General features: G+C 53.7%; 21 protein-coding genes. 7 read left to right on the top strand and 14 right to left on the bottom strand.

Features of this window, described 5'->3' with window-relative positions; all coding sequences use genetic code 11:
- Together ACVV26_RS11900 and ACVV26_RS11895 are read left to right on the top strand one after the other, a co-directional pair.
- Positions 1–1,083 (top strand): ABC transporter ATP-binding protein, encoded by a 1,083-nt coding sequence (locus tag ACVV26_RS11900; protein WP_474797180.1) that lies wholly within the window; start codon positions 1–3, stop codon positions 1,081–1,083.
- A 72-nt stretch (positions 1,084–1,155) separates the two neighbouring features.
- Positions 1,156–2,079 carry an OmpG family monomeric porin gene (locus ACVV26_RS11895; protein WP_474797179.1) on the top strand — a complete coding sequence of 308 codons (924 nt, stop codon included), beginning with the start codon at positions 1,156–1,158 and terminating at the stop codon, positions 2,077–2,079.
- Between the two features lie 63 nt (positions 2,080–2,142).
- On the opposite strand, the gene ACVV26_RS11890 is transcribed toward ACVV26_RS11895, so the two are convergent.
- The 4 genes from ACVV26_RS11890 to ogt form a co-directional block, all read right to left on the bottom strand.
- Positions 2,143–3,156 carry a LacI family DNA-binding transcriptional regulator gene (locus ACVV26_RS11890; protein WP_474797177.1) on the bottom strand — a complete coding sequence of 338 codons (1,014 nt, stop codon included), beginning with the start codon at positions 3,154–3,156 and terminating at the stop codon, positions 2,143–2,145.
- A gap of 135 nt (positions 3,157–3,291) precedes the next feature.
- Positions 3,292–4,242, bottom strand: a complete 951-nt coding sequence (gene uspE, locus ACVV26_RS11885) for a universal stress protein UspE (protein WP_312984418.1) — start codon at positions 4,240–4,242, stop codon at positions 3,292–3,294.
- A gap of 137 nt (positions 4,243–4,379) precedes the next feature.
- Positions 4,380–5,132 (bottom strand): fumarate/nitrate reduction transcriptional regulator Fnr, encoded by a 753-nt coding sequence (gene fnr, locus ACVV26_RS11880; RefSeq protein ID WP_125293384.1) that lies wholly within the window; start codon positions 5,130–5,132, stop codon positions 4,380–4,382.
- 167 nt (positions 5,133–5,299) lie between these two features.
- On the bottom strand, positions 5,300–5,815 hold the full coding sequence (gene ogt / locus ACVV26_RS11875) for a methylated-DNA--[protein]-cysteine S-methyltransferase (protein ID WP_474797176.1): 516 nt from the start codon (positions 5,813–5,815) through the stop codon (positions 5,300–5,302).
- A 553-nt stretch (positions 5,816–6,368) separates the two neighbouring features.
- Here ogt and smrA point away from each other — a divergent pair.
- Positions 6,369–6,932 carry a DNA endonuclease SmrA gene (gene smrA, locus ACVV26_RS11870; RefSeq protein WP_474797174.1) on the top strand — a complete coding sequence of 188 codons (564 nt, stop codon included), beginning with the start codon at positions 6,369–6,371 and terminating at the stop codon, positions 6,930–6,932.
- 7 nt (positions 6,933–6,939) lie between these two features.
- On the opposite strand, the gene narI is transcribed toward smrA, so the two are convergent.
- From narI to ACVV26_RS11840, 6 genes are all read right to left on the bottom strand, one after another.
- Positions 6,940–7,620 carry a respiratory nitrate reductase subunit gamma gene (gene narI / locus ACVV26_RS11865; protein WP_474797173.1) on the bottom strand — a complete coding sequence of 227 codons (681 nt, stop codon included), beginning with the start codon at positions 7,618–7,620 and terminating at the stop codon, positions 6,940–6,942.
- Positions 7,617–8,312, bottom strand: a complete 696-nt coding sequence (gene narJ, locus ACVV26_RS11860; RefSeq protein WP_474797171.1) for a nitrate reductase molybdenum cofactor assembly chaperone — start codon at positions 8,310–8,312, stop codon at positions 7,617–7,619. Before narJ ends, narI begins: the two co-directional genes overlap by 4 nt.
- A complete protein-coding gene (gene narH, locus ACVV26_RS11855; RefSeq protein ID WP_312984405.1) occupies positions 8,312–9,856 on the bottom strand; it encodes a nitrate reductase subunit beta in 1,545 nt (514 codons plus the stop codon). The genes narJ and narH overlap by 1 nt, the downstream gene beginning before the upstream one ends.
- A complete protein-coding gene (locus tag ACVV26_RS11850) occupies positions 9,853–13,593 on the bottom strand; it encodes a nitrate reductase subunit alpha (RefSeq protein ID WP_474797169.1) in 3,741 nt (1,246 codons plus the stop codon). Before ACVV26_RS11850 ends, narH begins: the two co-directional genes overlap by 4 nt.
- Positions 13,594–13,646: 53 nt before the next feature.
- Positions 13,647–15,035 carry a NarK family nitrate/nitrite MFS transporter gene (locus tag ACVV26_RS11845; protein WP_474797168.1) on the bottom strand — a complete coding sequence of 463 codons (1,389 nt, stop codon included), beginning with the start codon at positions 15,033–15,035 and terminating at the stop codon, positions 13,647–13,649.
- A 284-nt stretch (positions 15,036–15,319) separates the two neighbouring features.
- Entirely contained in the window at positions 15,320–15,904 is a 585-nt protein-coding gene (locus tag ACVV26_RS11840; protein ID WP_474797167.1) for a TetR family transcriptional regulator, read from the bottom strand.
- Positions 15,905–16,021: 117 nt separating this feature from the next.
- On the opposite strand from ACVV26_RS11840, the gene ACVV26_RS11835 reads away from it, so the two are divergent.
- Both ACVV26_RS11835 and ACVV26_RS11830 read left to right on the top strand, forming a co-directional pair.
- The gene (locus tag ACVV26_RS11835; protein ID WP_474797166.1) at positions 16,022–17,515 is read left to right on the top strand and encodes a SmvA family efflux MFS transporter; all 1,494 of its coding nucleotides are present in this window, start codon (positions 16,022–16,024) and stop codon (positions 17,513–17,515) included.
- 45 nt (positions 17,516–17,560) lie between these two features.
- Complete coding sequence (locus ACVV26_RS11830) at positions 17,561–18,007, top strand: hypothetical protein (RefSeq protein WP_474797165.1); 447 nt, start codon at positions 17,561–17,563, stop codon at positions 18,005–18,007.
- A gap of 41 nt (positions 18,008–18,048) precedes the next feature.
- Here ACVV26_RS11830 and ACVV26_RS11825 read toward each other — a convergent pair whose 3' ends face one another.
- A complete protein-coding gene (locus ACVV26_RS11825) occupies positions 18,049–18,924 on the bottom strand; it encodes an EamA family transporter (RefSeq protein WP_474797164.1) in 876 nt (291 codons plus the stop codon).
- On the bottom strand, positions 18,921–20,132 hold the full coding sequence (locus ACVV26_RS11820) for an MFS transporter (RefSeq protein ID WP_474797163.1): 1,212 nt from the start codon (positions 20,130–20,132) through the stop codon (positions 18,921–18,923). The genes ACVV26_RS11825 and ACVV26_RS11820 overlap by 4 nt, the downstream gene beginning before the upstream one ends.
- 130 nt (positions 20,133–20,262) lie before the next feature.
- On the opposite strand from ACVV26_RS11820, the gene ACVV26_RS11815 reads away from it, so the two are divergent.
- Positions 20,263–20,730 carry a winged helix-turn-helix transcriptional regulator gene (locus tag ACVV26_RS11815; protein WP_474797162.1) on the top strand — a complete coding sequence of 156 codons (468 nt, stop codon included), beginning with the start codon at positions 20,263–20,265 and terminating at the stop codon, positions 20,728–20,730.
- Positions 20,731–20,872: 142 nt separating this feature from the next.
- Here ACVV26_RS11815 and ACVV26_RS11810 read toward each other — a convergent pair whose 3' ends face one another.
- Together ACVV26_RS11810 and ACVV26_RS11805 are read right to left on the bottom strand one after the other, a co-directional pair.
- Positions 20,873–21,082 (bottom strand): hypothetical protein, encoded by a 210-nt coding sequence (locus ACVV26_RS11810; RefSeq protein WP_474797161.1) that lies wholly within the window; start codon positions 21,080–21,082, stop codon positions 20,873–20,875.
- Positions 21,083–21,143: 61 nt separating this feature from the next.
- Positions 21,144–21,653 (bottom strand): hypothetical protein, encoded by a 510-nt coding sequence (locus ACVV26_RS11805; RefSeq protein ID WP_474797160.1) that lies wholly within the window; start codon positions 21,651–21,653, stop codon positions 21,144–21,146.
- 374 nt (positions 21,654–22,027) lie between these two features.
- Between ACVV26_RS11805 and ACVV26_RS11800 the strand changes: the two genes are divergently transcribed.
- A complete protein-coding gene (locus ACVV26_RS11800; protein WP_474797158.1) occupies positions 22,028–22,801 on the top strand; it encodes a DUF1963 domain-containing protein in 774 nt (257 codons plus the stop codon).
- Positions 22,802–22,806: the final 5 nt, after the last annotated feature.

The following is a 22,806-nucleotide window of genomic DNA, read 5'->3' as shown; positions in this document are numbered from 1 at the left end:
ATGGCACAACTTTCCTTACAACACATTCAAAAGGTTTATGACAATAACGTTCATGTCGTGAAGGATTTCACTCTCGACATCGCCGACAAGGAGTTTATTGTTTTCGTCGGTCCGTCTGGCTGCGGTAAGTCCACCACGTTGCGCATGATCGCCGGGCTGGAAGCGATTACCCACGGCGAACTCTATATCGGCGGGGTGCGGATGAACGATGTCCCGGCTAAATCGCGCGATATCGCCATGGTGTTTCAAAACTACGCGCTTTATCCCCATATGAGCGTCTATGACAATATGGCGTTCGGGCTGAAAATGCAGAAAATCGCTCCGGCGGTGATCGCTGAAAGAGTCGAGTGGGCGGCGCAAATTCTCGGTCTGAAGGAGTTCCTGAAGCGTAAACCCGGCGCGCTCTCCGGCGGACAGCGCCAGCGCGTGGCGCTGGGCAGGGCGATTGTCCGGGAAGCGGGCGTATTTCTGATGGACGAACCGCTGTCGAACCTGGACGCTAAACTGCGGGTGCAGATGCGTGCCGAGATTGGCAAACTGCACCAGAAACTCAATACCACCATGATTTACGTCACCCACGACCAGACCGAAGCCATGACCATGGCGACGCGAATTGTGATCCTAAAGGACGGCATCATCCAGCAGGTGGGTGCGCCAAAAACGGTTTATAACCATCCGGCCAATATGTTCGTTGCTGGTTTTATCGGCTCACCGGCGATGAATTTCGTGCGCGGGGCATTTGACGGTCGCCATTTTGTGACCGAAACGCTGAAGCTGGCGCTGCCGGACGAGAAACGTGAACTGCTTAACACCGGAGGATATAACCGCAAGCCGGTTATTTTTGGTATTCGCCCGGAAGATATTTCCACCCTGGCGCAGCGGGATAATCGCGTCGATGCGCATATTAGCGTGGCGGAATTAACCGGCGCGGAATTTATGCTTTATACCACGGTCGGTGGGCATGAATTTGTGGTTCGCGCCAGCGCAGACGGCCATTATCACGCCGGGCAAACGCTCCCCATCCATTTTGATATGGCCAAATCCCATTTTTTTAATAGCGAGACGGAATTAGCAATTAATTAAACGACGCAAAGGCCGGCGTTCGCCGTGCCTTTGCATAACCTCTGCACGACCTACAAAAGAAGGAACGCAAATATGAATGCCATAATTCGGACGCTACTCCTGTTGCCTGTTGCTGGCGCAATGTGTGCCCAGGCGCAGGAAATACCGGTAAACAGTTGGAAATACAGCATCGGCGCGATGTATGAAATCGAGAACGTCGAAGGGCAGGCGGAAGATATGGACGGGTTATATGAACCCTCCGTTTATTTCAATGCCGCATATGGCCCGTGGAGCATTAATCTGGTGATGTATCAGGAAGGGCCCGTTGATTACAGTTCCATGTCGCGGGGAACGTATTTCAACCGCCCGGAATTTAACCTGCGTTATCAGGTAATCGAAAACGACGATTTTTCATTGGGCTTAACCGGCGGCGTGCGTAATTACGGTTACCATTTCGAAAATGCGGATGGATCGCCCGCCGGGACCGCCAATACCCAGCGCTGGAAAATCCAGCCTGACTGGAATGTAAAAATTAATCAAAATTTGGCCTTTGAAGGGTGGCTGGCCTGGTATCGGTTTGTGAACGATCTTAACCAAACCGGCTATTCCGACAGCCGCGTCGAAACGGAAACCGGTCTGAATTACCACTTTAATGAAACCTTCTCGGTTCAGGCCCACTATTATCTTGAGCGCGGATATAACACCGTGAGCGGCAATAAACAGGGTGAGTTCTCCACTAATGAAGCGCGTATTTATTTTCCCATCGCCCTTGGCAGCAACACATTTACGCCGTATACCCGCTTAACTATCGATCGCTGGAGCAACTGGGACTGGCAGGATGATGGCTCTGATTCAGAGGATCATGATTACAACCGTCTGGGATTGCTTTATGCCCAAGATTTTAATAACGGTTTATCCATGACGCTGGAATATGCTTATGAATGGCAAACGCACCGCGAAGGCGATACCCATGATACTTTTCATTACGCGGGTATTGGCGTGAATTACGTATTCTGACGGCGCATGCTTAACGTTCTTTATATCCATCGGGCGCAGGCCGACGCACCTGCGCTTTTTACGTTATCCTGGAAGCGAGCCGGTAATGACATTTTCGGTGGCTAATATAATAGATCCAGGCGTCGGTTTATTCGCGATGCGGTCGAACAGTAACGCGCTGCTGGTATCACCCAGCGCCTGAATCGGAATTTCGATTCCGCTCGGCGGGGGCGTCAGCATAAAAGATAAAATGGCGTCGCTGTAACCGATCACCGCGAGCTGCTGCGGAATGGCGATATTCAGGCGTGCCGCCACGCGGTACAGGCTCATCAGCTTCAGGCTGTCGGTGGCGAAAATCGCGTCGGGCAGTGAAGCGTGGGTTAACAGCTTCTCCGCTGCTTCGAGGGCGCTGTGCTGGGTATAACCGCCATCAACCATCAGTTCCTCGTACACCGCGAGCCCATTTCGGGCCAGGGCAGTTTTACATCCCTCAAGCCTGTCGAGTGAAACATGGTAATCAAGCGGGGCATGCAAACAGGCGATACGCTGAAACCCCCGGTCAATCAGGGTTTGAGTAAGCCGGATGCTATCCTGAAAGTTGTCGGTATCCACCGAGCAAATGTTCTGGTAGCAGCCTTTTAGCCCACCGATAACCACCACCGGAATATGATATTTATCCAGCTCAGCAAAGAAATGCTCATTCACCGGGGAGCTGAGCATAATAATGCCCTTGATCATTTTTTGTTTTATTTTGGTCAGGCACTTTTCTAAATCTTCTGCGCTGTTCTTTGACGTTTGCAATATTACGTCAAAGCCTTCATTCTCCGCCCGCGCGATAATGGCGTGCAGCACATCTGAAAAGAAAGGATTGCCGGAGGTGGTTTTGGTGGAGCGGGTTGAAATAACCATAATGGCGTCAAAACCCGATGACGTCAGGGCGCGCGCCAGTTTATTCGGCTGATAATTTAATTCTTCGATGGCTTTCAAAACCCGCTCGCGGGCGTCATCAGAAATATTGGTTTGCTTATTCAGAACTCGCGAAACGGTGGATTTAGATACATTCGCCACCCGCGCGATATCATAAATTGTCGGCGACATCAGTCAGCAAACTCCATTTTGAATCAGAATAATGATGTTACTCCAGGCGTCAGGGTGTGTCTATTTTAACCCTGGCTTATAACAGACCGGCAAAAAAAAGCACGCCGCAGAGGCGTGCCGTAGGAAACGATAAGGTTAATCGTCTTCGTCGTCGTCCAGTTCTACGGGCGTTTGATAATCATCCGGTTTAATCGCCAGTAAATCGCAGCGTAGATGGTCGATGACCTGTTCCGCCGTATTGCCCAGGAACGCGGCGGACAGCCCGGTGCGGCCAACGGTGCCCAGCACCACAATCCCGGCCTGCAAATGCTCGGCGAGATCGGGGATCACTTCTTCGGGCAGACCTTTTTCGACGTGGGTCATGTTCTCGCCAATCGAGTATTTCTGGCGCAGCGCTTTCATAGCAATTAAATGCTGACCGCGGATCGCGTCGTTATACACGCTGGGGTCAAAATCGGGCAGTTCGATGGCGATATTGATCGGCGTGGCGGGGAAGGCACCCACCAGATGCACTTCGGTATGGTTGACCTGCTCAGCCAGATGCAGCGTCTCGCGCACCAGTTTGTCGTTCAGGGCGTTGTGATAAATTTCTTCACTGGCCAGGTTCACCGCGACCAGGGCTTTACCGCCTTCCGGCCACGGTTGGTCTTTCACCATCCACACCGGGCAAGGGCATTTACGCAGCAGGTGCCAGTCGGTGGGGGTGAAGATCACGGATTCGAGTTTGTCGTGCTGGTGGGTCATTTTCAGCACCAAATCGTGCTTAGCGGTTTTCACTTCCTGGATGATGGCTTCAAAGGGGCGGTTATGCCATACCACTTTGATTTCAATCGGAATGCCGGATTCGACATAGTGTTCTGCTTGTTCGCGTATCCATGCGGTGCGCTGGCTAATCACGCCCTGGCGCATTGCGGTGCGCTCATCGGGGGACAGCAGGGTGGTCATCTCATATGAGAAGTCATAGATGGGCAAAAAGGCTTTGATTTTGCCGCCAATGCGTTGGTGCAAATACACCGCACGCCGCAGCGCGGGCTGATCGTCCTGGCCTGGGTCAATAACCACCAGCATGTTTTGATAATTTGCCATACAGGGTCTCCTTACAACTGCAAACCACAGTCTGTAAAGTAAGATTAACCCATAGAGAATGAATGAAACAGGGGAGAAGCAAACGCCGGATCAATAAATTAAAAAAATTTAACGATACGGCGTCTGGAAAAAGGGGGTTATGCGACGTTGCGCGAGTGGCCTGCCAGTTGCGCTAGGGTATCACTGTTTTCGATAGTGATATATTTGCCTTTTACCGCCAGCATGCCGCTTTTCTGGAAACGTCCCAGCAGGCGGCTGATGGTTTCCACGGTCAGACCGAGGTAGTTGCCGATATCGCCACGGGTCATGGTGAGACGGAACTCACGCGGCGAGAAACCACGCTGGGCAAAGCGGCGCGACAGGTTATAGATAAACGCGGCCAGGCGCTCTTCAGCGTTTTTCTTGGACAACAGCAGGATCATATCCTGGTCGCCTTTGATCTCGCCGCTCATCAGACGCATCATCTGCTGGCGCAGGTTCGGCATTTTACCGGACAGATCGTCTAAGGTTTCAAACGGGATTTCACAAACCATTGAGGTTTCCAGCGCCTGGGCAAAGCTCGGGTGATGGCCGGAACCGATGGCGTCAAAGCCGACTAAATCGCCCGCCAGATGGAAGCCAGTGATCTGCTCATCGCCCTGTTCGGTAATGGTGTAGCTCTTAATGGTACCGGAACGAATGGCATACAGCGACTTCAACTCATCACCCGCTTTGAACAGCGTTTGCCCTTTCTGAATCGGTTTTTTGCGCTCGATGATGTTATCAAGCTGGTCGAGCTCGTGTTCGTTGAGGGTGAAGGGGATGCACAGTTGGCTGATGCTGCAATCCTGACAATGGATGGCACAACCGCCAGACTGAATGCGTCGAATAATTCGCTTTTCCGGGATCATAGGTCTGCTCAAGCCTTACATTGATATTGGTCAATTTTAACATCTTTTTGTTGAGCAGGTAAATCGACCGGAACAGCAAACCGATCACAAACACATGAAAAAAGGAGTACTTTTTTGCTATCCCCTTGATTACTACGGATATAAAAAGTTCCGAAAACTGAGTTCAATTAAATTAAAAGATAGCCTTCATGGCGCAACAGCCACTCTTTGCGAGTAACCCCGCCTGCATAGCCGGTCAGCGCGCCGCTGCTGCCAATCACCCGGTGGCAGGGCACCACGATGCTGACGGGATTGGAACCATTTGCCGCGCCAACCGCGCGGGCCGCGCCGCTGCGGCCAAGCTGCACCGCCAACTGTCCGTAAGAGAGGATCTGCCCGCAGGGAATGGCGCGTAGCGCTTTCCAGACTTCACGCTGAAACGGCGTCCCGGCAGTGGCGGTAGGCAGCGTATCAATAACCGCCAGGTCGCCGTCAAAATAATCCTGTAGTTTAGCGCTCAGGCCACCGGGGTTTTTGCAGGCGACGCGGTGATACCCGCTGAGGCGATAATGAATGTTCAGTAGTTCAACCATTCTGTCACTGTGTTCTTCCCATTCCACGGCGCGTAACTGAAATTGCTCATCGCACAATATCCACAACGGCCCCAGCGGGGTTTCAATTTTATCTTCAAGAAGGGTTAGCATGGTGTATTCTCAGCGTCTGCACAGACAGGGGAGTGCTTCAACATAGCACGTTCCGGTTATATTCTGTATACCCCTAAATGCCAATGAATAGCACCCCAAGTGGATAAAGCGCTGGCGCATAATTAACCGGGTAAAACCAGGTGTTAATTATTTCCAGATAAATATATTTTAAATAATAAAAAAAGAGCCTGCCGACATCGAACAGGCTCTACAATACACAGCAGTGCTTTCGGGGCTTATTTCCTGGATTTTTTCCATTGCGCCAGGTGATTAAGGTATAGCAACGAAGGATTAAAAATAATAATAAATTTAAGTGATTAAATTCACAAAAATAACAGCGAAACGATTCGATGATTAAATATTGCTGAATTATTCAGCGTTAATAAATTATCTGTCGCTAAAAGAAAATATATTTTGCTAAAGATTTAAACAAACGCCTGGAAATATAAAAGCAGCACGTCAGGTAAAGATAAGGCATCGCGTTGAGCCGTCTTGAGACGCGCAGCAAGGGCGGCTATAGTGTTGGGCCTGCATGACATCCGGAGGCCTGCATATGAAACCTGACGACAAATCACTTTTTCTTGAGGCCATGGATGATGTTAAACCGCTGAAGAACGCCTCTTGTACCATCTGGCAAAAACCGAAGCCGGGCCGCGTTGCCGCGCCGGTAGACGTGCTGCAGCTGGATAACTTCTTAACCACCGGCTATCTGGACATCATTCCGCTCAATCAGCCGCTGGAATTTAAGCGCGAAGGGGTTCAGCAGGGCGTGCTCGATAAACTGCGCCAGGGCAAATACGCCCAGCAGGCCAACCTGAATCTGCTGCGTATGCCGGTTGAACAGTGCCGACAAAAGCTGTTTGCCTTTATCCACCAGGCAAAACAGCAGGGGATCCGCAACGTGCTGATCGTGCACGGCAAGGGACGGGAAGAGAAATCCCACGCCAATATCGTGCGCAGCTATCTGGCGCGCTGGTTAGGGGAGTTCGAAGAGGTACAGGCGTTTTGTACCGCGCTGCCCCATCATGGCGGCAGCGGAGCCTGCTACGTTGCGCTAAAAAAATCAGATGCCCAGCGGCTGGATAACTGGGAACGCCACGCCAAACGCAGCCGCTGAGACGGGATTAGCGCCGGGACTTCACAATCTGGTAGCGCCGGGTGAAGTATTCCACCGGCGCGCTCCACATATGCACCAGACGGGTGAACGGGAACAGCAGGAACAGCGTCATCCCCAGCACCAGATGCACCCGGTAAACGAACGCCACCCCGTCAAGATAGGTCGCCGCGCCGCCCTGGAAGGTGACTACCGCCTGCGCCCAGTCCACCAGCTTCAGCATCTCGCTGCCATCCATAAACTGCGCGGAGAACGGAATGGTTAACAGGCCCAGCGCGCACTGGATCATCAGCAACGCGAGGATCAGAATATCCGCCGTACTGGAACTGGCCCGCACGCGCGTGTTGGTCAGCCGCCGGTATAACAGCATTAGCCCGCCCACCAGCGTCAGTACCCCGCAAATCCCGCCGAGCCACATCGCCATCAACTGCTTGGTCGCCATCGGCAAAAACCACGCATAGGCCCAGTGCGGCGTCAGCATCCCGAAGAAGTGCCCGAAGAAGATGCCGATGATCCCGATGTGAAACAGGTTAGACGCCAGCGTCATGCCTTTTTTATCCAGCATCTGGCTGGAGCCTGCGCGCCAGGTGTACTGTCCGTAGTCGTAGCGCAGCCAACTGCCGAGGATAAACACCGTCCCGCACAGGTACGGATAGATGTCATAAAAGAAGAAGTTCAGATAGTTGATCATTTGGGACCTCCGGCACTGATATCCAGATACTGAGGCGTGACGTTGTCACTAAAACGCCGTTGATGCTGCTGTTGCGGTGACGCATCGGTACTGCAACCCTGGTCGTCGATAAACTTCACCTGCTCCTCTTCCCAGATGGCATCCAGCGCCTGGGGCGTATCGTCACGGGCTTCTTTGGTCACCTGAGTGGCGACGCTGTCGCTGCGGTACTGGCTGCCGGCAATTGCCAGTAGCGCATCGAACAACTGGCTGTACGGCGACTGGCGCTGTTTAAGCCGCCCGCCCAGCAGCGCGAGGATCGGCGCCACGTCGTTCAGCCCCTGGCGCGCGTCATGTTCGGGCTGGATGCTGAGATATTCCAGATACAGCGGCAGCCAGTCCGGCAGTTCACGGCTGTCCAGTTGCAGGCCCGCTTTTTCATACTGGGCCATTAAATCGACCATCGCCTGGCCGCGATCCCGCGATTCGGCGTGGACGTGTTCGAACAACAACAAAGAAGTGGCGCGGCCCCGGTCGAACAGTTCGCACCATTCCGCTTGCTTGTCGATCAGTGGGGCGGCGAAAAACTGTTCGGCAAAGGCCATCGCCTTCGGCGCGTCCTGCGCCACGGCGGCGCGTAACTCTTCCGCCGCGTCCCACAACTCCTCGTTGGGGTACTCCATCAGCAGGGCGATAATTTTTAAGCTTTGCATTATTCACCCTCCGCTTTATCGCGAATCTCGGTGATGTTGATGGCGTCAATACGGCTGCTGTTGAACAGGTTGAATTTACTGTCGGAACCCTTACAGCCGTCGCCAAAGGTAAAGCCGCAGCCGTTGCGCTCCGGGAACGCGTCGCGGGCCATTTCCCGGTGGCTGGTGGGGATCACGAAGCGGTCCTCGTAGTTGGCGATCGCCAGATAGCGATACATCTCCTGCACCTGGGCTTCGCTGAGGCCCACTTCGTCGATGGCGCGGGTATCGGTCACGCCTTCCACGGTTTGCGAACGCATATAGTGGCGCATCGCCATCATCCGTTTCAGGGCGCGCAGTACCGGGGCCGGGTCGCCCGCGCTCAGCATATTGGCCAGGTACTGCACCGGAATACGCAGGCTTTCCACCGCCGGTAATACCGAATCGGTGCGCGGCAGGCCGCCCGCATCCGCCACCGACTGGATCGGCGACAACGGCGGCACGTACCAGACCATCGGCAGGGTGCGGTATTCCGGGTGCAGCGGCAGCGCCAGCTTCCAGTCCATTGCCAGTTTGTACACCGGGGATTTCTGCGCCGCGTCGATCACGTTAGCCGGAATGCCCTGTTTGAGCGCCTCTTCAATCACGTTCGGATCGTTAGGGTTTAAGAACACGTCGCACTGGCGCTCGTATAAATCAGTTTGATGTTCGGTGCTGGCGGCTTCGAGGATACGATCCGCGTCGTACAGCACCACGCCGAGATAGCGGATGCGCCCGACGCAGGTTTCCGAGCACACCGTCGGCTGGCCGGATTCAATACGCGGATAGCAGAGAATGCATTTTTCTGACTTGCCGCTCTTCCAGTTAAAGTAGATTTTCTTGTACGGGCAGCCGCTGATGCACAGCCGCCAGCCACGGCATTTGTCCTGGTCGATCAGCACAATGCCGTCTTCTTCGCGCTTATAAATCGCGCCGCTCGGGCAGGTCGCCACGCAGCTGGGGTTAAGGCAGTGCTCGCACAGGCGCGGCAGGTACATCATGAAAGTGTTTTCGAACTGGCCGTACATCTCGGTCTGCATGGCTTCGAAGTTTTTATCCGCCTGGCGTTTGCTGAATTCGCCGCCCAGCAGCTCCTCCCAGTTCGGGCCCCATTCCACTTTTTCCATGCGTTTGCCGGTGAGCAGCGAGCGTGGGCGGGCGGTGGGGACGTGTTTGCCTTCCGGCGCGTTATGCAGATGCTGATAGTCGAAGCTGAACGGTTCGTAATAATCGTCGATAGACGGTAGCACCGGGTTGGCGAAAATTTTCGACATCACCCCCAGCTTGCCGCCCAGGCGCGGCACCAGCCGACCGCTAATTTTGCGGATCCAGCCGCCTTCCCAGCGGTCCTGGTCTTCCCAGTTTTTGGGATACCCGATGCCCGGCTTGGTTTCGACGTTGTTAAACCACGCGTATTCCATGCCCTCGCGCCCGGTCCAGACGTTTTTACAGGTCACCGAACAGGTGTGGCAGCCGATGCACTTATCCAGATTCATGACCATACCGACTTGTGAACGGATTTTCATTTCGCGGCCTCCTGTACCTGATTGTTACCTTCGTCATCCAGCCAGTCGATGTTGCGCATCTTGCGGATCAGGATGAATTCATCGCGGTTAGAACCCACGGTGCCGTAGTAGTTGAAGCTGTACGCCAGTTGGGCGTAGCCGCCAATCATATGGGTTGGTTTCGGGCAGACGCGGGTCACCGAGTTGTGGATGCCGCCGCGCATACCGGTCACCTCCGAACCGGGGATGTTCATCAGGCGCTCCTGGGCGTGGTACATCATGGTCATGCCCGGCGGAACGCGCTGGCTGACCACCGCGCGGGCGGTGAGCGCGCCGTTGGCGTTAAAGGCTTCGATCCAGTCGTTATCGGCGATGCCTAACTCTCTGGCATCGGTTTCGCTGATCCAGACAATCGGCCCGCCGCGCGACAGGGTCAGCATCAGCAGGTTTTCGCTGTAGGTCGAGTGGATGCCCCATTTCTGGTGTGGCGTCAGGAAGTTGAGCGCTTTTTCCGGGAACCCGTTAGACGGCACCTCGCGCATGGCGCTGACGCTACGGGTATCTACCGGCGGGCGGTAGGTCACCAGGCTTTCCCCGAAGGCGCGCATCCACTGGTGATCCTGATAAAGCTGCTGGCGGCCCGACAGGGTGCGCCACGGAATCAATTCATGAACGTTGGTATACCCGGCGTTATAGGAGACATGTTCGTCTTCCAGGCCGGACCAGGTGGGGCTGGAGATGATTTTGCGCGGCTGGGCCACGATATCGCGGAAGCGAATTTTCTCGTCTTCTTTCGGCAGCGCCAGATGGGTATGCTCGCGCCCGGTGAATTTGCTCAACGCTTCCCAGGCTTTCACCGCCACCTGGCCGTTGGTTTCCGGCGCCAGCGCCAGGATCACTTCCGAGGCGTCAATGGCGCTGTCAATTTTCGGGCGTCCGGCGGCGGGGCCGTCGGTTTTGCGGTAGTTGAGTTTGCCGAGCAGTTCGACTTCGCTCTCGGTATTCCAGCTAATGCCTTTCCCGCCGTTACCGAGTTTGTCCATCAGCGGGCCGAGTGAGGTAAAGCGTTCCCAGGTGGCGGGGTAATCGCGCTCCAGCACTACAATGTTCGGTGCGGTTTTGCCGGGGATCAGGTCACATTCGCCTTTGCGCCAGTCGAGGATCTCAAACGGCTGGGCCAGTTCCGCCGGGGAGTCGTGCTGCAACGGTTGCAGCACCACGTCGGTCTCTTTACCCAGATGCCCGACGCACACCGCCGAAAACGCGTTGGCGATGCCCTTGTAAATCTCCCAGTCGCTTTTCGATTCCCAGGCCGGGTCCACTGCGGCAGAAAGCGGGTGAATAAACGGATGCATATCCGAGGTATTCATATCGTCCTTTTCGTACCAGGTGGCGGTGGGCAGCACGATATCCGAGAACAGGCAGGTGCTGGACATGCGGAAGTCGAGCGTCACCAGCAGATCCAGCTTGCCCTCAATCGCGCCGCCTTGCCATTCCACTTCTTCCGGCTTCACGTCGTCGGTGCTGCCTAAATCCTCACCCTGGATCCCGCTTTCGGTACCCAGCAGATAGCGCAGCATGTACTCGTGGCCTTTACCAGACGAGCCCAGCAGATTGGAGCGCCAGATAAACATATTGCGCGGGTGGTTCTGCCCGTTGTCCGGCTGTTCGCAGGCGAAGCGCAAATCGCCGGATTTCAGCGACTGCACGGTGAAATCGATGGGCGACATTCCGGCGTCTTTGGCTCGGGCGGCCAGATGCAGCGGATTGACCCCCAACTGCGGCGCGGAAGGCAACCAGCCCATGCGCTCGGCGCGCACGTTAAAGTCGATCAGATGGCCGGTAAATTTAGACGGGTCCGCCAGCGGCGACAGCAGCTCCTGAGCGGTGAGTTTTTCATAGCGCCACTGGCTGGCGTGGTTATAGAAAAACGAGGTGCTGTTCATCTGGCGCGGCGGGCGGTTCCAGTCCAGGGCGAACGCCAGCGGCATCCAGCCGGTTTGCGGGCGCAATTTCTCCTGGCCCACATAGTGCGCCCAGCCGCCGCCGGTTTGCCCGACGCAGCCGCAGAACACCAGAATATTGATCATGCCCCGGTAGTTCATGTCCATGTGATACCAGTGGTTGACCCCCGCGCCAAGAATAATCATCGAGCGACCGTGGGTTTTCAGCGCGGTATCGGCGAACTCGTGGGCGATCTGTTCAATATGCTGACGCGGCACGCCGCAAATCTGCTCGGCCCAGGCCGGGGTGTAGGGTTTGATCTCACTGAAGTCGCTGGCGCAATGCGCATCGTCCAGCCCGCGATCGAGACCGTAGTTCGCCAGAATCAGGTCGTAAACGCTGACCACCCGGCCTTCACTGCCGTCCGCCAGGGTCAGGGTTTTAACCGGCAGCTTGTGCAGCATAATCGGGTCATGTTTAACGTGGCGGAAGTGCGGGTTTTCCTGGCCGCCGAAGTAGGGGAACGCGACGTCGTCTACCGCGTCATGCCGCCCCAACAGGCTCAGCTCCAGCTCAGTTTCCACGCCTGCCGCCAGGTTTTCCAGGTTCCATTTGCCCTGTTCGCCCCAGCGAAAGCCAATCGAGCCGTTCGGCACCACCAGATCCCCGGCGCGGTTAACCGCCACGGTTTTCCATTCCGGATTGTTGGCCTCGCCGAGCCCGTCCAGCAGATCGCTGGCGCGCAACATCCGGCCCGGCGCGAAATAGCCTTCGGCACGCGGCTCCAACAGCACCAGCATCGGCATATCGGTATAGCGGCGGCAGTAGTTGATAAAGTAGTCGCCGGGATTATCGAGATGGAACTGGCGCAAAATCACATGCCCCATTGCCATCGCCAGCGCGCTGTCGGTGCCCTGTTTTGGAGCCAGCCACTGGTCGCACAGCTTCGCCACTTCGGAGTAGTCAGGGGTGATGGCGATGGTTTTGGTGCCTTTGTAGCGCACTTCGGTAAAAAAGTGCGCGTCCGGGCTGCGGGTCTGCGGGACGTTAGAACCCCATGCGATGATATAACTGGAGTTGTACCAGTCGGCGGATTCGGGTACGTCAGTCTGTTCGCCCCAGGTCATCGGCGAGGCGGGCGGCAAATCGCAGTACCAGTCATAAAAGCTCAGGCAGGTGCCGCCAATCAATGACAGATAGCGGGTGCCCGCCGCGTAGGAGACCATCGACATCGCCGGGATCGGCGAGAAACCGGCCACCCGGTCCGGCCCGTAGGTTTTGATGGTCCAGACGTTGGCGGCGGCAATCAACTGGTTCAGCTCCTGCCAGTTGGAGCGGATAAACCCGCCGCGCCCGCGCACTTTTTTGTAGCTCCGGGTCTTTTCCGGGTCGGCCATAATTGACGCCCAGGCTTCCACCGGGTCGCTGTTATGGGTTAGCGCCTCGCGCCACAGCTCGATCAGGCGTTTACGCACCAGCGGATACTTCAGCCGGTTGGCGCTGTACAAATACCAGGAATAGCTGGCCCCGCGCGGGCAGCCACGCGGTTCGTGGTTGGGTAAATCGGGGCGGGTGCGCGGGTAGTCGGTCTGCTGGGTTTCCCAGGTTACCAGGCCGTTTTTCACGTAAATCTTCCAGCTACAGGAGCCGGTACAGTTCACGCCGTGCGTGGATCGCACCACCTTATCGTATTGCCAGCGCTGGCGGTAACTGTCTTCCCAGTCACGGTTGGTGTGCATCACCTGCCCGTGGTCGTCGGCGAAGGTGTCGCCTTTGAGTTTGAAATAGCGAAATCGGTCGAGAAGTTTGCTCATTGCTTTCTCCTGACAGGAAGGGTCCTTCCTGAATGACATTGCCGAATCGATAGTTATTTTTTTCCACGTTGCGGGCGGCCATACACCAGCCAGGTCACCAGCACGCAAACGATGTAGAACACCAGGAACACTTTCATTGCGCCCACCGGCGAGCCGGTCATTTCCAGCGACGTGCCGAAAGCTTTTGGAATAAAGAAGCCGCCCACCGCGCCGATGGCGGAGATAAAACCCAGCGCGGCGGCGGTGTCGGTGACGGCTTCCTGTTGCGCCTGCTGCTCGCTACCGCCCCTGAGCTTCACCCGGTAAATAGTGATGCGCCGGAAAATGACTGCGATCATCTGGAACGTCGAGCCGCTGCCTAAACCGGCAGTGAGAAACAGCCCCATAAACACCAGGTAAAACGCCACGAAGCTGCCCGAGCCGCTGCCCGGCAGGGTCAGGAACAGCAGGGCACTGAACAGGGCCATAAAGATGAAGTTAATTAGCGTCACCCGCACGCCGCCGAAGCGGTCAGAGATCATGCCGCCCGCTGAGCGGGCCAGCGCGCCGATAAACGGGCCGAAAAACGCCAGCTTCAGGATGTTGACGTCCGGAAACTGGGTTTTCGCCAGCATCGCAAAGCCCGCCGAAAAACCGATAAACGAGCCGAACGTCGCCAGATACAGCAGGCTGAGCAGCCACAGGTGCGCACGCTTCAGAACCGGCAACTGCGAGCGAATCGACGCCTTCGAATTGGCGATATCGTTCATCCCGAACCAGGCGGCAAGGGTAGCGACAAGCAGCAGTGGGGCCCAGATCCACGCGGCGTTAGCCAGCCATAACGAGGAGCCGTCCGGCTGCTCGACGCCGTGGACGCCCAGAAAAACAAACATCGGCAGGGTGATCACCAGCGGGGAGACCATCTGCATCACGCTGACGCCCAGGTTGCCCATGCCGCCGTTAATGCCCAGCGCGCTGCCCTGGCGGGCTTTGGGGAAGAAGAAACTGATATTGCCCATGCTGGAAGCGAAGTTGGCACCGGCGAAACCGCACAGCAAAGCAATAATCATAAATACTTCAAACGGAGTAGCCGGGTTTTGAATGGCTAAGCCGAGCCAGATGCAGGGAATAATCAGGATCACAGTGCTTAACACCGTCCAGTATCGGCCACCGAACACCGGCACCATAAAGGAGTAGGGCACCCGTAAAATAGCGCCGGATAATGACGGCAGCGCGGTTAATAAAAAAAGCTGATCGGTAGTAAAATTAAATCCCACTTTATTGAGATTGACCGCTACCGCGCTAAATAACATCCAGACGCAAAAAGCTAATAATAAGCAGGCGACGGATATCACTAAATTACGTCGCGCAATGGCTTTACCTTTATTGTTCCAGAATGCATCGTTTTCCGGTTTCCAGTCTTTTAAAAGATGGCTATTGGTTTTTGCAGTTGTGGGTAACATGATCGCCCCTTGCCTGTATCGGTATTAGAAACAAAAGGTTACGGCGGAGAAATGCGCATCCGTTTGAAATTAAAGCGACAAAATTGAGCGGGTGAACAAAACAAGAATAGATAAAAAAGTACCAGAGACGCGGTACGGAGAGGATTAACCGCTTGGTTAATTGTTACTAATTGTAATAATTGGCCGCTTAGCGGTGAATGTTATAGATAACCATTAATAAGGTCATAAAAAGTAATAGTGACGCAATTCACAATTATTATTCGTGCGCCTTTTATATTTAAATTTTATGACGCAGGCGTTAATTCATTATTAATCACAATATCAACGTGACGGCGAAAGGCGTCATCATCCATGCCGGATAACCCGAGTTTGACAATTCCATCCAGCCCGCTGACAAAGGCGATAATTCGCCAGGCAATATTTTCTGCACTGTCGCGAAGTTGAAATTCATTCTCATTTGCTCCGTGAGAAATAATTTGCGTGGTCGCGTCGTGCCACATTTCCATTGATATTATCCACGCCTGCTTCATTTCCGCTTCACGCCGGGCAAGGGCCTCCGCTTCACCAAACAGTCGCAGATATCGCTCGATATCGGGGTTATCAAATCCCAGCGTCCAGTTGAGTTTTGCACGCCAGGTCGACAGCGGCGGGGCGCTTTCCAGATCCAGCGACTGACGGCTGAGGCGCAAAAACGTCTCGGCCTTCAATGCCATCGACGAGGCGAAATGGTGATGCACCTGGCCTGCGGCAATCCCGGCTTCACTGGCGATGCGGCGCACCGTCATGGCGGAAAGCCCCTCGGAAAGCGCCACGCGCATCGCCGCTTCCATCACGTTCTCCCGACGATCTTCCCGGTTCATATAACGCATATCTGGCTCCTCTGTGGCGGACCGTCAGTGTAACAAAAAAGTTGGACGCGCGTTCAAATTTCCGTAGAATCGCAAATCTGGACAACCGTCCAAATTGGTTTAAAGAGTGATAAGCGTATGTTTCGTAAGTGGTATGCCTTAGCTATTTTGGTGCTGAACTATATTCCCGTTGCTATTGACGCCACGGTACTGCACGTCGCCGTGCCGTCATTAACCCTGGCGCTGGGGGCGTCCGGCAACGAGCTGCTGTGGATTATCGATATCTATTCGCTGGTGATGGCCGGAATGGTGCTGCCAATGGGCGCGCTTGGCGACCGAATCGGCTATAAGCGCCTGACGCTGATCGGTAGCGCCCTGTTCGGCGTGGCGTCGCTGGCGGCGGCGTTCTCAACCCAGGCCAGTGAGCTGATTGCCGCGCGGGCGCTGCTGGCGGTGGGCGCGGCGATGATCGTTCCCGCAACGCTGGCGGGCATTCGCGGCACCTTTAATGATGAGCGCGAGCGCGGCATCGCGCTGGGAATTTGGGTCGCCGTCGGCTCCGGCGGCGCGGCATTTGGTCCGCTGGTGGGCGGTATGTTGCTTGAGCACTATTACTGGGGCTCGGTGTTTCTGATCAACCTGCCGATTATCGCGCTGGTGCTGCTGTTCACCACCTTATGCATTCCGCGCCAGCCGGTGCAGCGTTCGCAGACCCTGAATTTAACCCAGGCGCTGATGCTGATCGCCGCTATTCTGCTGCTGGTATTTGCGGCAAAAACCAGCCTCAAGGCGAACAGCAATTTCATGTTGGTACTGGGAGCGTTAATCAGCGGTGCCTTCTTAATGGCGCTGTTTATCCGCAGCCAGCTGCGCGCCCGCGCGCCGATGATCGACCTGACGCTGTTCACTCATCGCATTATCTTAACCGGCGTGCTGATGGCGCTGACTGCGATGATCACCCTGGTCGGGTTCGAACTGCTGATGGCGCAGGAGCTGCAATTCGTCCACGGCTTTACGCCGCTGGAGGCCGGGCTGTTTATGCTGCCGCTGATGCTGGCCTGTAGCTTTAGCGGCCCGGCGGCGGGTGCGCTGGTCGGGCGCTTTGGCTTGCGTAACGTTGCGACGCTCGGCATGGCATTAAGCGCGTTGAGTTTCTATGGACTGGCCATGACCGACATGGCCAACCAGCGCGCCGTCGCCTGGGGCTGGATGATTTTGCTGGGGTTGAGCGCCGCTACCGCACTGTTGGCGTCTACCGCCGCGATTATGTCGGCGGCACCGAAAGAAAAAGCCACCGCGGCCGGGGCGATTGAAGCCATGGCCTATGAGCTGGGCGCGGGCATGGGCATCGCCATTTTCGGCATGATTTTAAGCCATTCGTTTAGCGGTTCGATTGACCTGCCAGCAGAATTGCCCGCCACGCTGATGGCCCAGGCCAGCGCGTCTATCAACGAGGCGCTGCTGGTGGCTCAGCAGCTCAACCCGGCACTGGGCGAGCAGGTGGTCAATGCGGCGAACGTGGCGTTTAAAGAATCACACAGCGCGGTGCTGTCGGTAGCCAGCGGGATGCTACTGGTACTGACGGCGGGAGTGTGGTTTGCGCTAAGGCCGGTGAAGAGATTGACAGCCTGAAATTGATCATTAAGTATGACTGTTCACTTATAATGGGGGTAAAAAATGCGCGAAATAATGAATATTCTGTCAGCGGCTTTACCCTTGATGGTGTTATTCATTCTGATAAGGCTGTTTTTCAGGGCTGTGCGACATCCAAAACGCATCATTACAGAAAAAAACGGCCTGAAAAAAATTTCCACCAACCCCTCGATTTTTCGGGGGGCTTCGCACAAAGACTATTATTACGACAGCGAATATTTATATGAAGTTAATAATGACCTTACCCGTAAAATCCCACTGGGTGAAATTATTCAAATAAAGCCGGGATTTACCAAAATAAATAACCGGCAAAACTGGTTGGTTAGCTATCTTAACCATGGCGAGAAAAAGCACGTTGAGTTTTTCAATAACTTAACGATTTTTAACCACAATTTCTCTGGTTTTTTGTCGGCGGTTAAACAGGCAAATCCTCAAGCTGAAATCAAATCGCTATCGTTTTTCAATCTGTAAAAGGCATCCTTTATATGACTGCAAATCTCCGTTTTCCTGCGCTATTTAATAAAAAACTGCTTTAACTGCTGACCATACAGGCCGATAGCCAGTCCTGTGATAATTAGCGCCAGCGCAACGATCTTCATCGCCGGGACGTTTTCACCAAAAATCACCACTGAGCCAATAATACCAAATACTGGCACCAGTAAAGATAATGGCGCAACGGTGGACACAGGATAGCGCTTAAGTAGCGAATTCCACACCCAATAGCCAAACAGGGTATTCGGGTAGACCTGAAATAATAGGGATAACACGGCGCGCGCATCAATGTTGCTGATCAGTGAGCTATAACCACGGGTTCCGTTTATCAGCCAATCCAGCAGGAAAAGCGGGATGGGTGAAAATACGCTCGACCAGACTAAAAAAGCAAACACCTGCTTCGTTCCCGTCTTTTTATTAATAATGTTGGCAATGCTCCATGCCACCGCGCCCGCAAGAACCAGCAGCAAGCCGGAGAACGTGACGGAACCATCCGTAATGAAAACAATGCTCAATAATCCTGCACATGAGAGGGCGAACCCGACCATTTGATAACGGCTGAGGCGCTCTTTAAATACCCAGCTTCCAGCTAACAGGGTAAAAAAGGCGCTGAACTGAAGCACCATCGACGCAATTCCCGCAGAGAGCCCGGTTTTAATTCCCAAATTGACCAGCCCCCACAGGCCAATCCCAAATACCAGACCATAGTTAATGAGATAACGCCACGGGACATGCGGTTTTTTAATAAAAAATAGCGCTGGCAGGGCACACAGCGTAAAGCGAAGACCGGCCAGAATAAAGGGATCGATGGAATGCAGCCCTAGCTTGATGACCGAAAAGTTAACGCCCCAGATTGCCGTAATCAAAACGGCGAGGAATAAGTGAGGTAATTTCATGAGTGACGCGATCCCAACCAGAAGAGAAATGCACCGGCGCTGACCAGGGCGCCCGTGAAGCAGACGGAATGCCACCCCCAAAGCGCATAAAGCTGGGTTGCGGCAATCGCGCCCAGTGCGCTTCCCAGAGAATAAAAACACATGTAGGCCCCGACCAGACGGCTCGCCGCATCGGGTCGGGCAGCAATGATCGTGCTTTGATTGATGACATGAACCGTTTGAACCGCGAAATCCAGCAGGATCGCGCCGAGAGCCAGCAACCATAGAGATGTCTGGAGAAAGGCGATGGGCAGCCAGGATAAAGTCAGCAAAGCCAGCGCGGATCCGCTTGCGCGTTGCCCCATTCCTTTGTCAGCCCATAAACCCCCTCTGGAAGCCGCCAGCGCGCCTGCCACGCCCGCCAAACCAAACATGCCAATTTGGGTGTGTGACAGCGACATGGCGCTGAGCGGCATGACCATTGAGGTCCACAGCATGCTGAAGGCCGCAAAAATAAGCAGGGCCAGCATGCCTCGCTTACGCAACTGCGGTTCCGTGATGAAGAGATGAAACACAGACAGCACCAGAGCAGGGTATGAAATGCGCGGCGTTGCGGTTGCGGTAGCGGGCATCACCTTTGCCAGGGCCAGGGATACCAGCAACAACAGGCAAGCGGCAGTGAGATAAACCGCCCGCCATCCCGCCAAATCAGCAATGGCTCCTGATACGAAGCGAGCGAACAGTATTCCCAACACGATGCCGCTGGTCACGCTGCCCACGATTTTGCCACGCTGATAAGGGGACGCCAGCGTTGCGGCCCACGCGACCATCAGTTGTGCCACCACAGCCATCAAACCCACCAGCAGCATTGCGCCCAGCAGCGTTATGAAATTCTCTGCTAACGCCGCCGCCGTTAACGCCAGAACTGAAAGCAGCAACTGAACGATTGCCAGCGTTTTCCGGTTAAAGCGATCGCCCAGCGGAACCAGCAAGAGTAATCCAGTGGCGTAGCCTGCCTGAGTCGCAGTGACCACCGCGCCCATCGTGCCGGGTGAAACATCCAGGCTTGCCGCCATCGATTCCAGTAATGGTTGTGCAGAATACACATTGGCGACCGCCAGCGCACAGGTCAGTGAAAACAGAAATATTATTCGCGGCGATAGCGACAAAGTGTTTACAGGCAGCGTGTCGACCCCGCAGCCACGCGCCTGGCTTGTCGAACGGTTCATCGTGCACTCCCTTCTGGTTGCTTTTTAAAACTAGAGTGTCTGCATAATTAGCAGTAGCGGTTTTTTTTTGCAACTTCTTTTCGAGAAGATTAAGCTCAAGTCAGTCAGCGAGCAGAAGAGGAGAACAGAGATGGCCAAACAGGAAGCGCTCAGAACCAGCGAATGCCCCGTCGCCAGGACCCTGGAGTCGATTGGCGAGCGCTGGTGTTTAATGATTATTCGTGAAGCGTTTGATGATGTACGCAGATTCAGCGAGTTCCAGAAGAACCTGGGTCTGGCGAAAAATATTCTGGCCGCACGTCTCAAGCATCTGGTGGAAATCGGCGTGTTTGACGTTTGCCCGGCGTCTGATGGCAGCGCGTACAAGGAGTACATCCTGACCGAAAGGGGGCGCTCGGTGTTTCCGATCGTGGTCGCCATGCGGCAGTGGGGCGAACGCTATATGTTTGAAAAGGGCGAGATACACTCGGTGTTGCTCGATAAAGTGAATGGCGAGCCGTTGCCAGCGTTAGAAGTTTGCTCATCCCAGGGGGCCAGGCTTGAGCCCGCAGATTGTTATCGTCAGCGCGTGGTGGCTGGGGTGAGGGGAGAGGAGTGATTTTTTTCGGGGGAGTCGGGAAAGGTCATCAGAGATAGGGGACTGCTTCGTGCCAGGAGCGGACATTACCTAACACATTGGTAACCTTCACAGATTTACGCGTTCTACATAGTAAGCGTCGTATCTGATGAGTTATCATGCTTTAAAATATCCAACTGATAAATCCAGCTGAATACTTTTCACTAATTTTGATTGCATAAAGATCATGGAGACTCAGAAATAAATCATTATCTTCTTTGAAAATTAATTCCTCATACCCTGTCATTATCAAACTATGCTGCGTTGTTAGTTTAGATATGTTATCCATTTCACTGGTAAGCATGGATTTGTTTGCATTGGTGGATAGATCCATAGCAATAAATTCCCGCATCAATGGAATTAGTTGATTAGGGTCTATATTTTTTGTATTTTCCTTAGCTTTTTTTTTGTCTTTCTGAATAGATGGTGTTAATCGTATTCGTATAATTTTTCGCTAAGCTCCTAAACTCTGGATATGAACCAGTAACTAATGCAAGTTCTTCGTACTTGAGGAATAAATCGGTCTTGCATTTTTTTACCGTTATTTTAAGGTCTTCAACTCTTTTTTTTAACTCTGTATTTGCTTTAATAATAGACATTGGGAGAACTTCATAATGTTGGCCTAATTTTGAATCAGGGATCATTGTCATATGTACTATTTCATTAGACATGAGCTGATAAGAACCAGATAACTCTCCATACTTTAGAAATAGTTCATTATGTGAAGATGAACAAGAACTTTGTAATTCCATCATTGGCCTAAAGTAATCCTTTATAATCTCCTCCTGAAGACCTTGGTCTTTTTTGTAGCTCTCAAGAATCCCAGCAAAAAGAAATGACCCTAAAGATATAGAGATTATGGCAATTAGCAATTGACTAAGAAATGATTGCGCTCCATTACTCATGAATTATCCTTAAAAAACAACACGGAAAAGTGGCTCCTGACTGGGAGGAAACGACAGGTCGGAAACAAACTTAACTGATGGGTTAGCCATAGTCCAGAACCTTGTTTAAACACTTAGTGTGACTGTATGCATCTCAGAAATTTGTGCCAATACCATTTGAAGCCTTATAATTTATTTAAATCGAAGTCAGTTACTCGCTCACAACAGACCTTCAACCCAGCAAATCCATCCGCCTCGTACCAGATGCAGACCCTCGCTACTCTTCAAAGAATCCACACAAAAAAACCCAGGTCCGTTAGAAAATCATTACGATATAAAATAAAAAGTCTTTCTTTCAGATCCCAAAGAGACGCTGCATACGCAAGGCTGCCAATATGAAATCCAAAAGTGCGTTAGTTTTACAAGAACTCCGATCCCAATTACGCCCCGCCTCGGTGGCGCAAGTCGGGGGATTTCGCCCCACTGCAGACCCCATTACATCGTGGTTTTTGAAAGGCGTCTCTCTTCCTGGTGAAGGGTTGCCAGTCTGGAAGGGGCAACCGATGTTTCCACTTCTTCAGATTCGTATCGATGAGCTTCCCGTGGTTCCTGAACAACTGAAGGATGTCGCACTGCTGGTGCTCTATCACAATGTAGAAAGCCATCCATTCGATAAACCTCATGGCGAGGGGTGGCTAATACGCGAATATGCCACCCTTGAGGGGCTGGAGTTACTGCCTGCAACAGACACTCCGTATCGCGCATTTCCGGTTCGATGGGTGAGCGTTAATGATGATGCTCCGGGATGGGAGGACGCCTGGGATATTATTGACCTTGCTGAGGTAAATGATGATGAAGAAACCAGCAACCGTTTCTTTGATGATTTTAACCGCTACAGGGGAACCAAGGTCGGAGGATATCCAACGGAAATACAACATGGCGCGGGGATTGAGGATTTTGTCTTTCAGGTGGGGTCAGAGGAAAAGGTAAACTGGATGTGGTCGGACAAGGGTATCGGCTACTTTCACAAGTCACCCGAGGGAAACTGGACGTTTTCGTGTCAGTTTTACTCGTCGTACAACGGCAGGTTTCCGCTCACCGTCGCCCCTCAACCCTCACAAAAAAAAAAACCGCACACGGCCCTGCGCCGTATGCGGTTGCAGCGTTAATCAAA

The sequence above is a fragment of the Atlantibacter sp. MEI4A-1023 genome, assembly GCF_056155425.1.
Note: the sequence above shows the minus strand (reverse complement) of the source record. Positions and strands in the feature narration are given on the sequence as shown.

Bases quoted from the DNA above. Each gene is read 5' to 3' on its own strand.
- ACVV26_RS11900 (WP_474797180.1), top strand. From the start codon at position 1: ATGGCACAACTTTCCTTACAACACATTCAAAAGGTTTATGACAATAAC.
- ACVV26_RS11895 (WP_474797179.1), top strand. From the start codon at position 1,156: ATGAATGCCATAATTCGGACGCTACTCCTGTTGCCTGTTGCTGGCGCA.
- ACVV26_RS11890 (WP_474797177.1), bottom strand. From the start codon at position 3,156: ATGTCGCCGACAATTTATGATATCGCGCGGGTGGCGAATGTATCTAAA.
- uspE (WP_312984418.1), bottom strand. From the start codon at position 4,242: ATGGCAAATTATCAAAACATGCTGGTGGTTATTGACCCAGGCCAGGAC.
- fnr (WP_125293384.1), bottom strand. From the start codon at position 5,132: ATGATCCCGGAAAAGCGAATTATTCGACGCATTCAGTCTGGCGGTTGT.
- ogt (WP_474797176.1), bottom strand. From the start codon at position 5,815: ATGCTAACCCTTCTTGAAGATAAAATTGAAACCCCGCTGGGGCCGTTG.
- smrA (WP_474797174.1), top strand. From the start codon at position 6,369: ATGAAACCTGACGACAAATCACTTTTTCTTGAGGCCATGGATGATGTT.
- narI (WP_474797173.1), bottom strand. From the start codon at position 7,620: ATGATCAACTATCTGAACTTCTTCTTTTATGACATCTATCCGTACCTG.
- narJ (WP_474797171.1), bottom strand. From the start codon at position 8,312: ATGCAAAGCTTAAAAATTATCGCCCTGCTGATGGAGTACCCCAACGAG.
- narH (WP_312984405.1), bottom strand. From the start codon at position 9,856: ATGAAAATCCGTTCACAAGTCGGTATGGTCATGAATCTGGATAAGTGC.
- ACVV26_RS11850 (WP_474797169.1), bottom strand. From the start codon at position 13,593: ATGAGCAAACTTCTCGACCGATTTCGCTATTTCAAACTCAAAGGCGAC.
- ACVV26_RS11845 (WP_474797168.1), bottom strand. From the start codon at position 15,035: ATGTTACCCACAACTGCAAAAACCAATAGCCATCTTTTAAAAGACTGG.
- ACVV26_RS11840 (WP_474797167.1), bottom strand. From the start codon at position 15,904: ATGCGTTATATGAACCGGGAAGATCGTCGGGAGAACGTGATGGAAGCG.
- ACVV26_RS11835 (WP_474797166.1), top strand. From the start codon at position 16,022: ATGTTTCGTAAGTGGTATGCCTTAGCTATTTTGGTGCTGAACTATATT.
- ACVV26_RS11830 (WP_474797165.1), top strand. From the start codon at position 17,561: ATGCGCGAAATAATGAATATTCTGTCAGCGGCTTTACCCTTGATGGTG.
- ACVV26_RS11825 (WP_474797164.1), bottom strand. From the start codon at position 18,924: ATGAAATTACCTCACTTATTCCTCGCCGTTTTGATTACGGCAATCTGG.
- ACVV26_RS11820 (WP_474797163.1), bottom strand. From the start codon at position 20,132: ATGAACCGTTCGACAAGCCAGGCGCGTGGCTGCGGGGTCGACACGCTG.
- ACVV26_RS11815 (WP_474797162.1), top strand. From the start codon at position 20,263: ATGGCCAAACAGGAAGCGCTCAGAACCAGCGAATGCCCCGTCGCCAGG.
- ACVV26_RS11810 (WP_474797161.1), bottom strand. From the start codon at position 21,082: ATGGATCTATCCACCAATGCAAACAAATCCATGCTTACCAGTGAAATG.
- ACVV26_RS11805 (WP_474797160.1), bottom strand. From the start codon at position 21,653: ATGAGTAATGGAGCGCAATCATTTCTTAGTCAATTGCTAATTGCCATA.
- ACVV26_RS11800 (WP_474797158.1), top strand. From the start codon at position 22,028: ATGAAATCCAAAAGTGCGTTAGTTTTACAAGAACTCCGATCCCAATTA.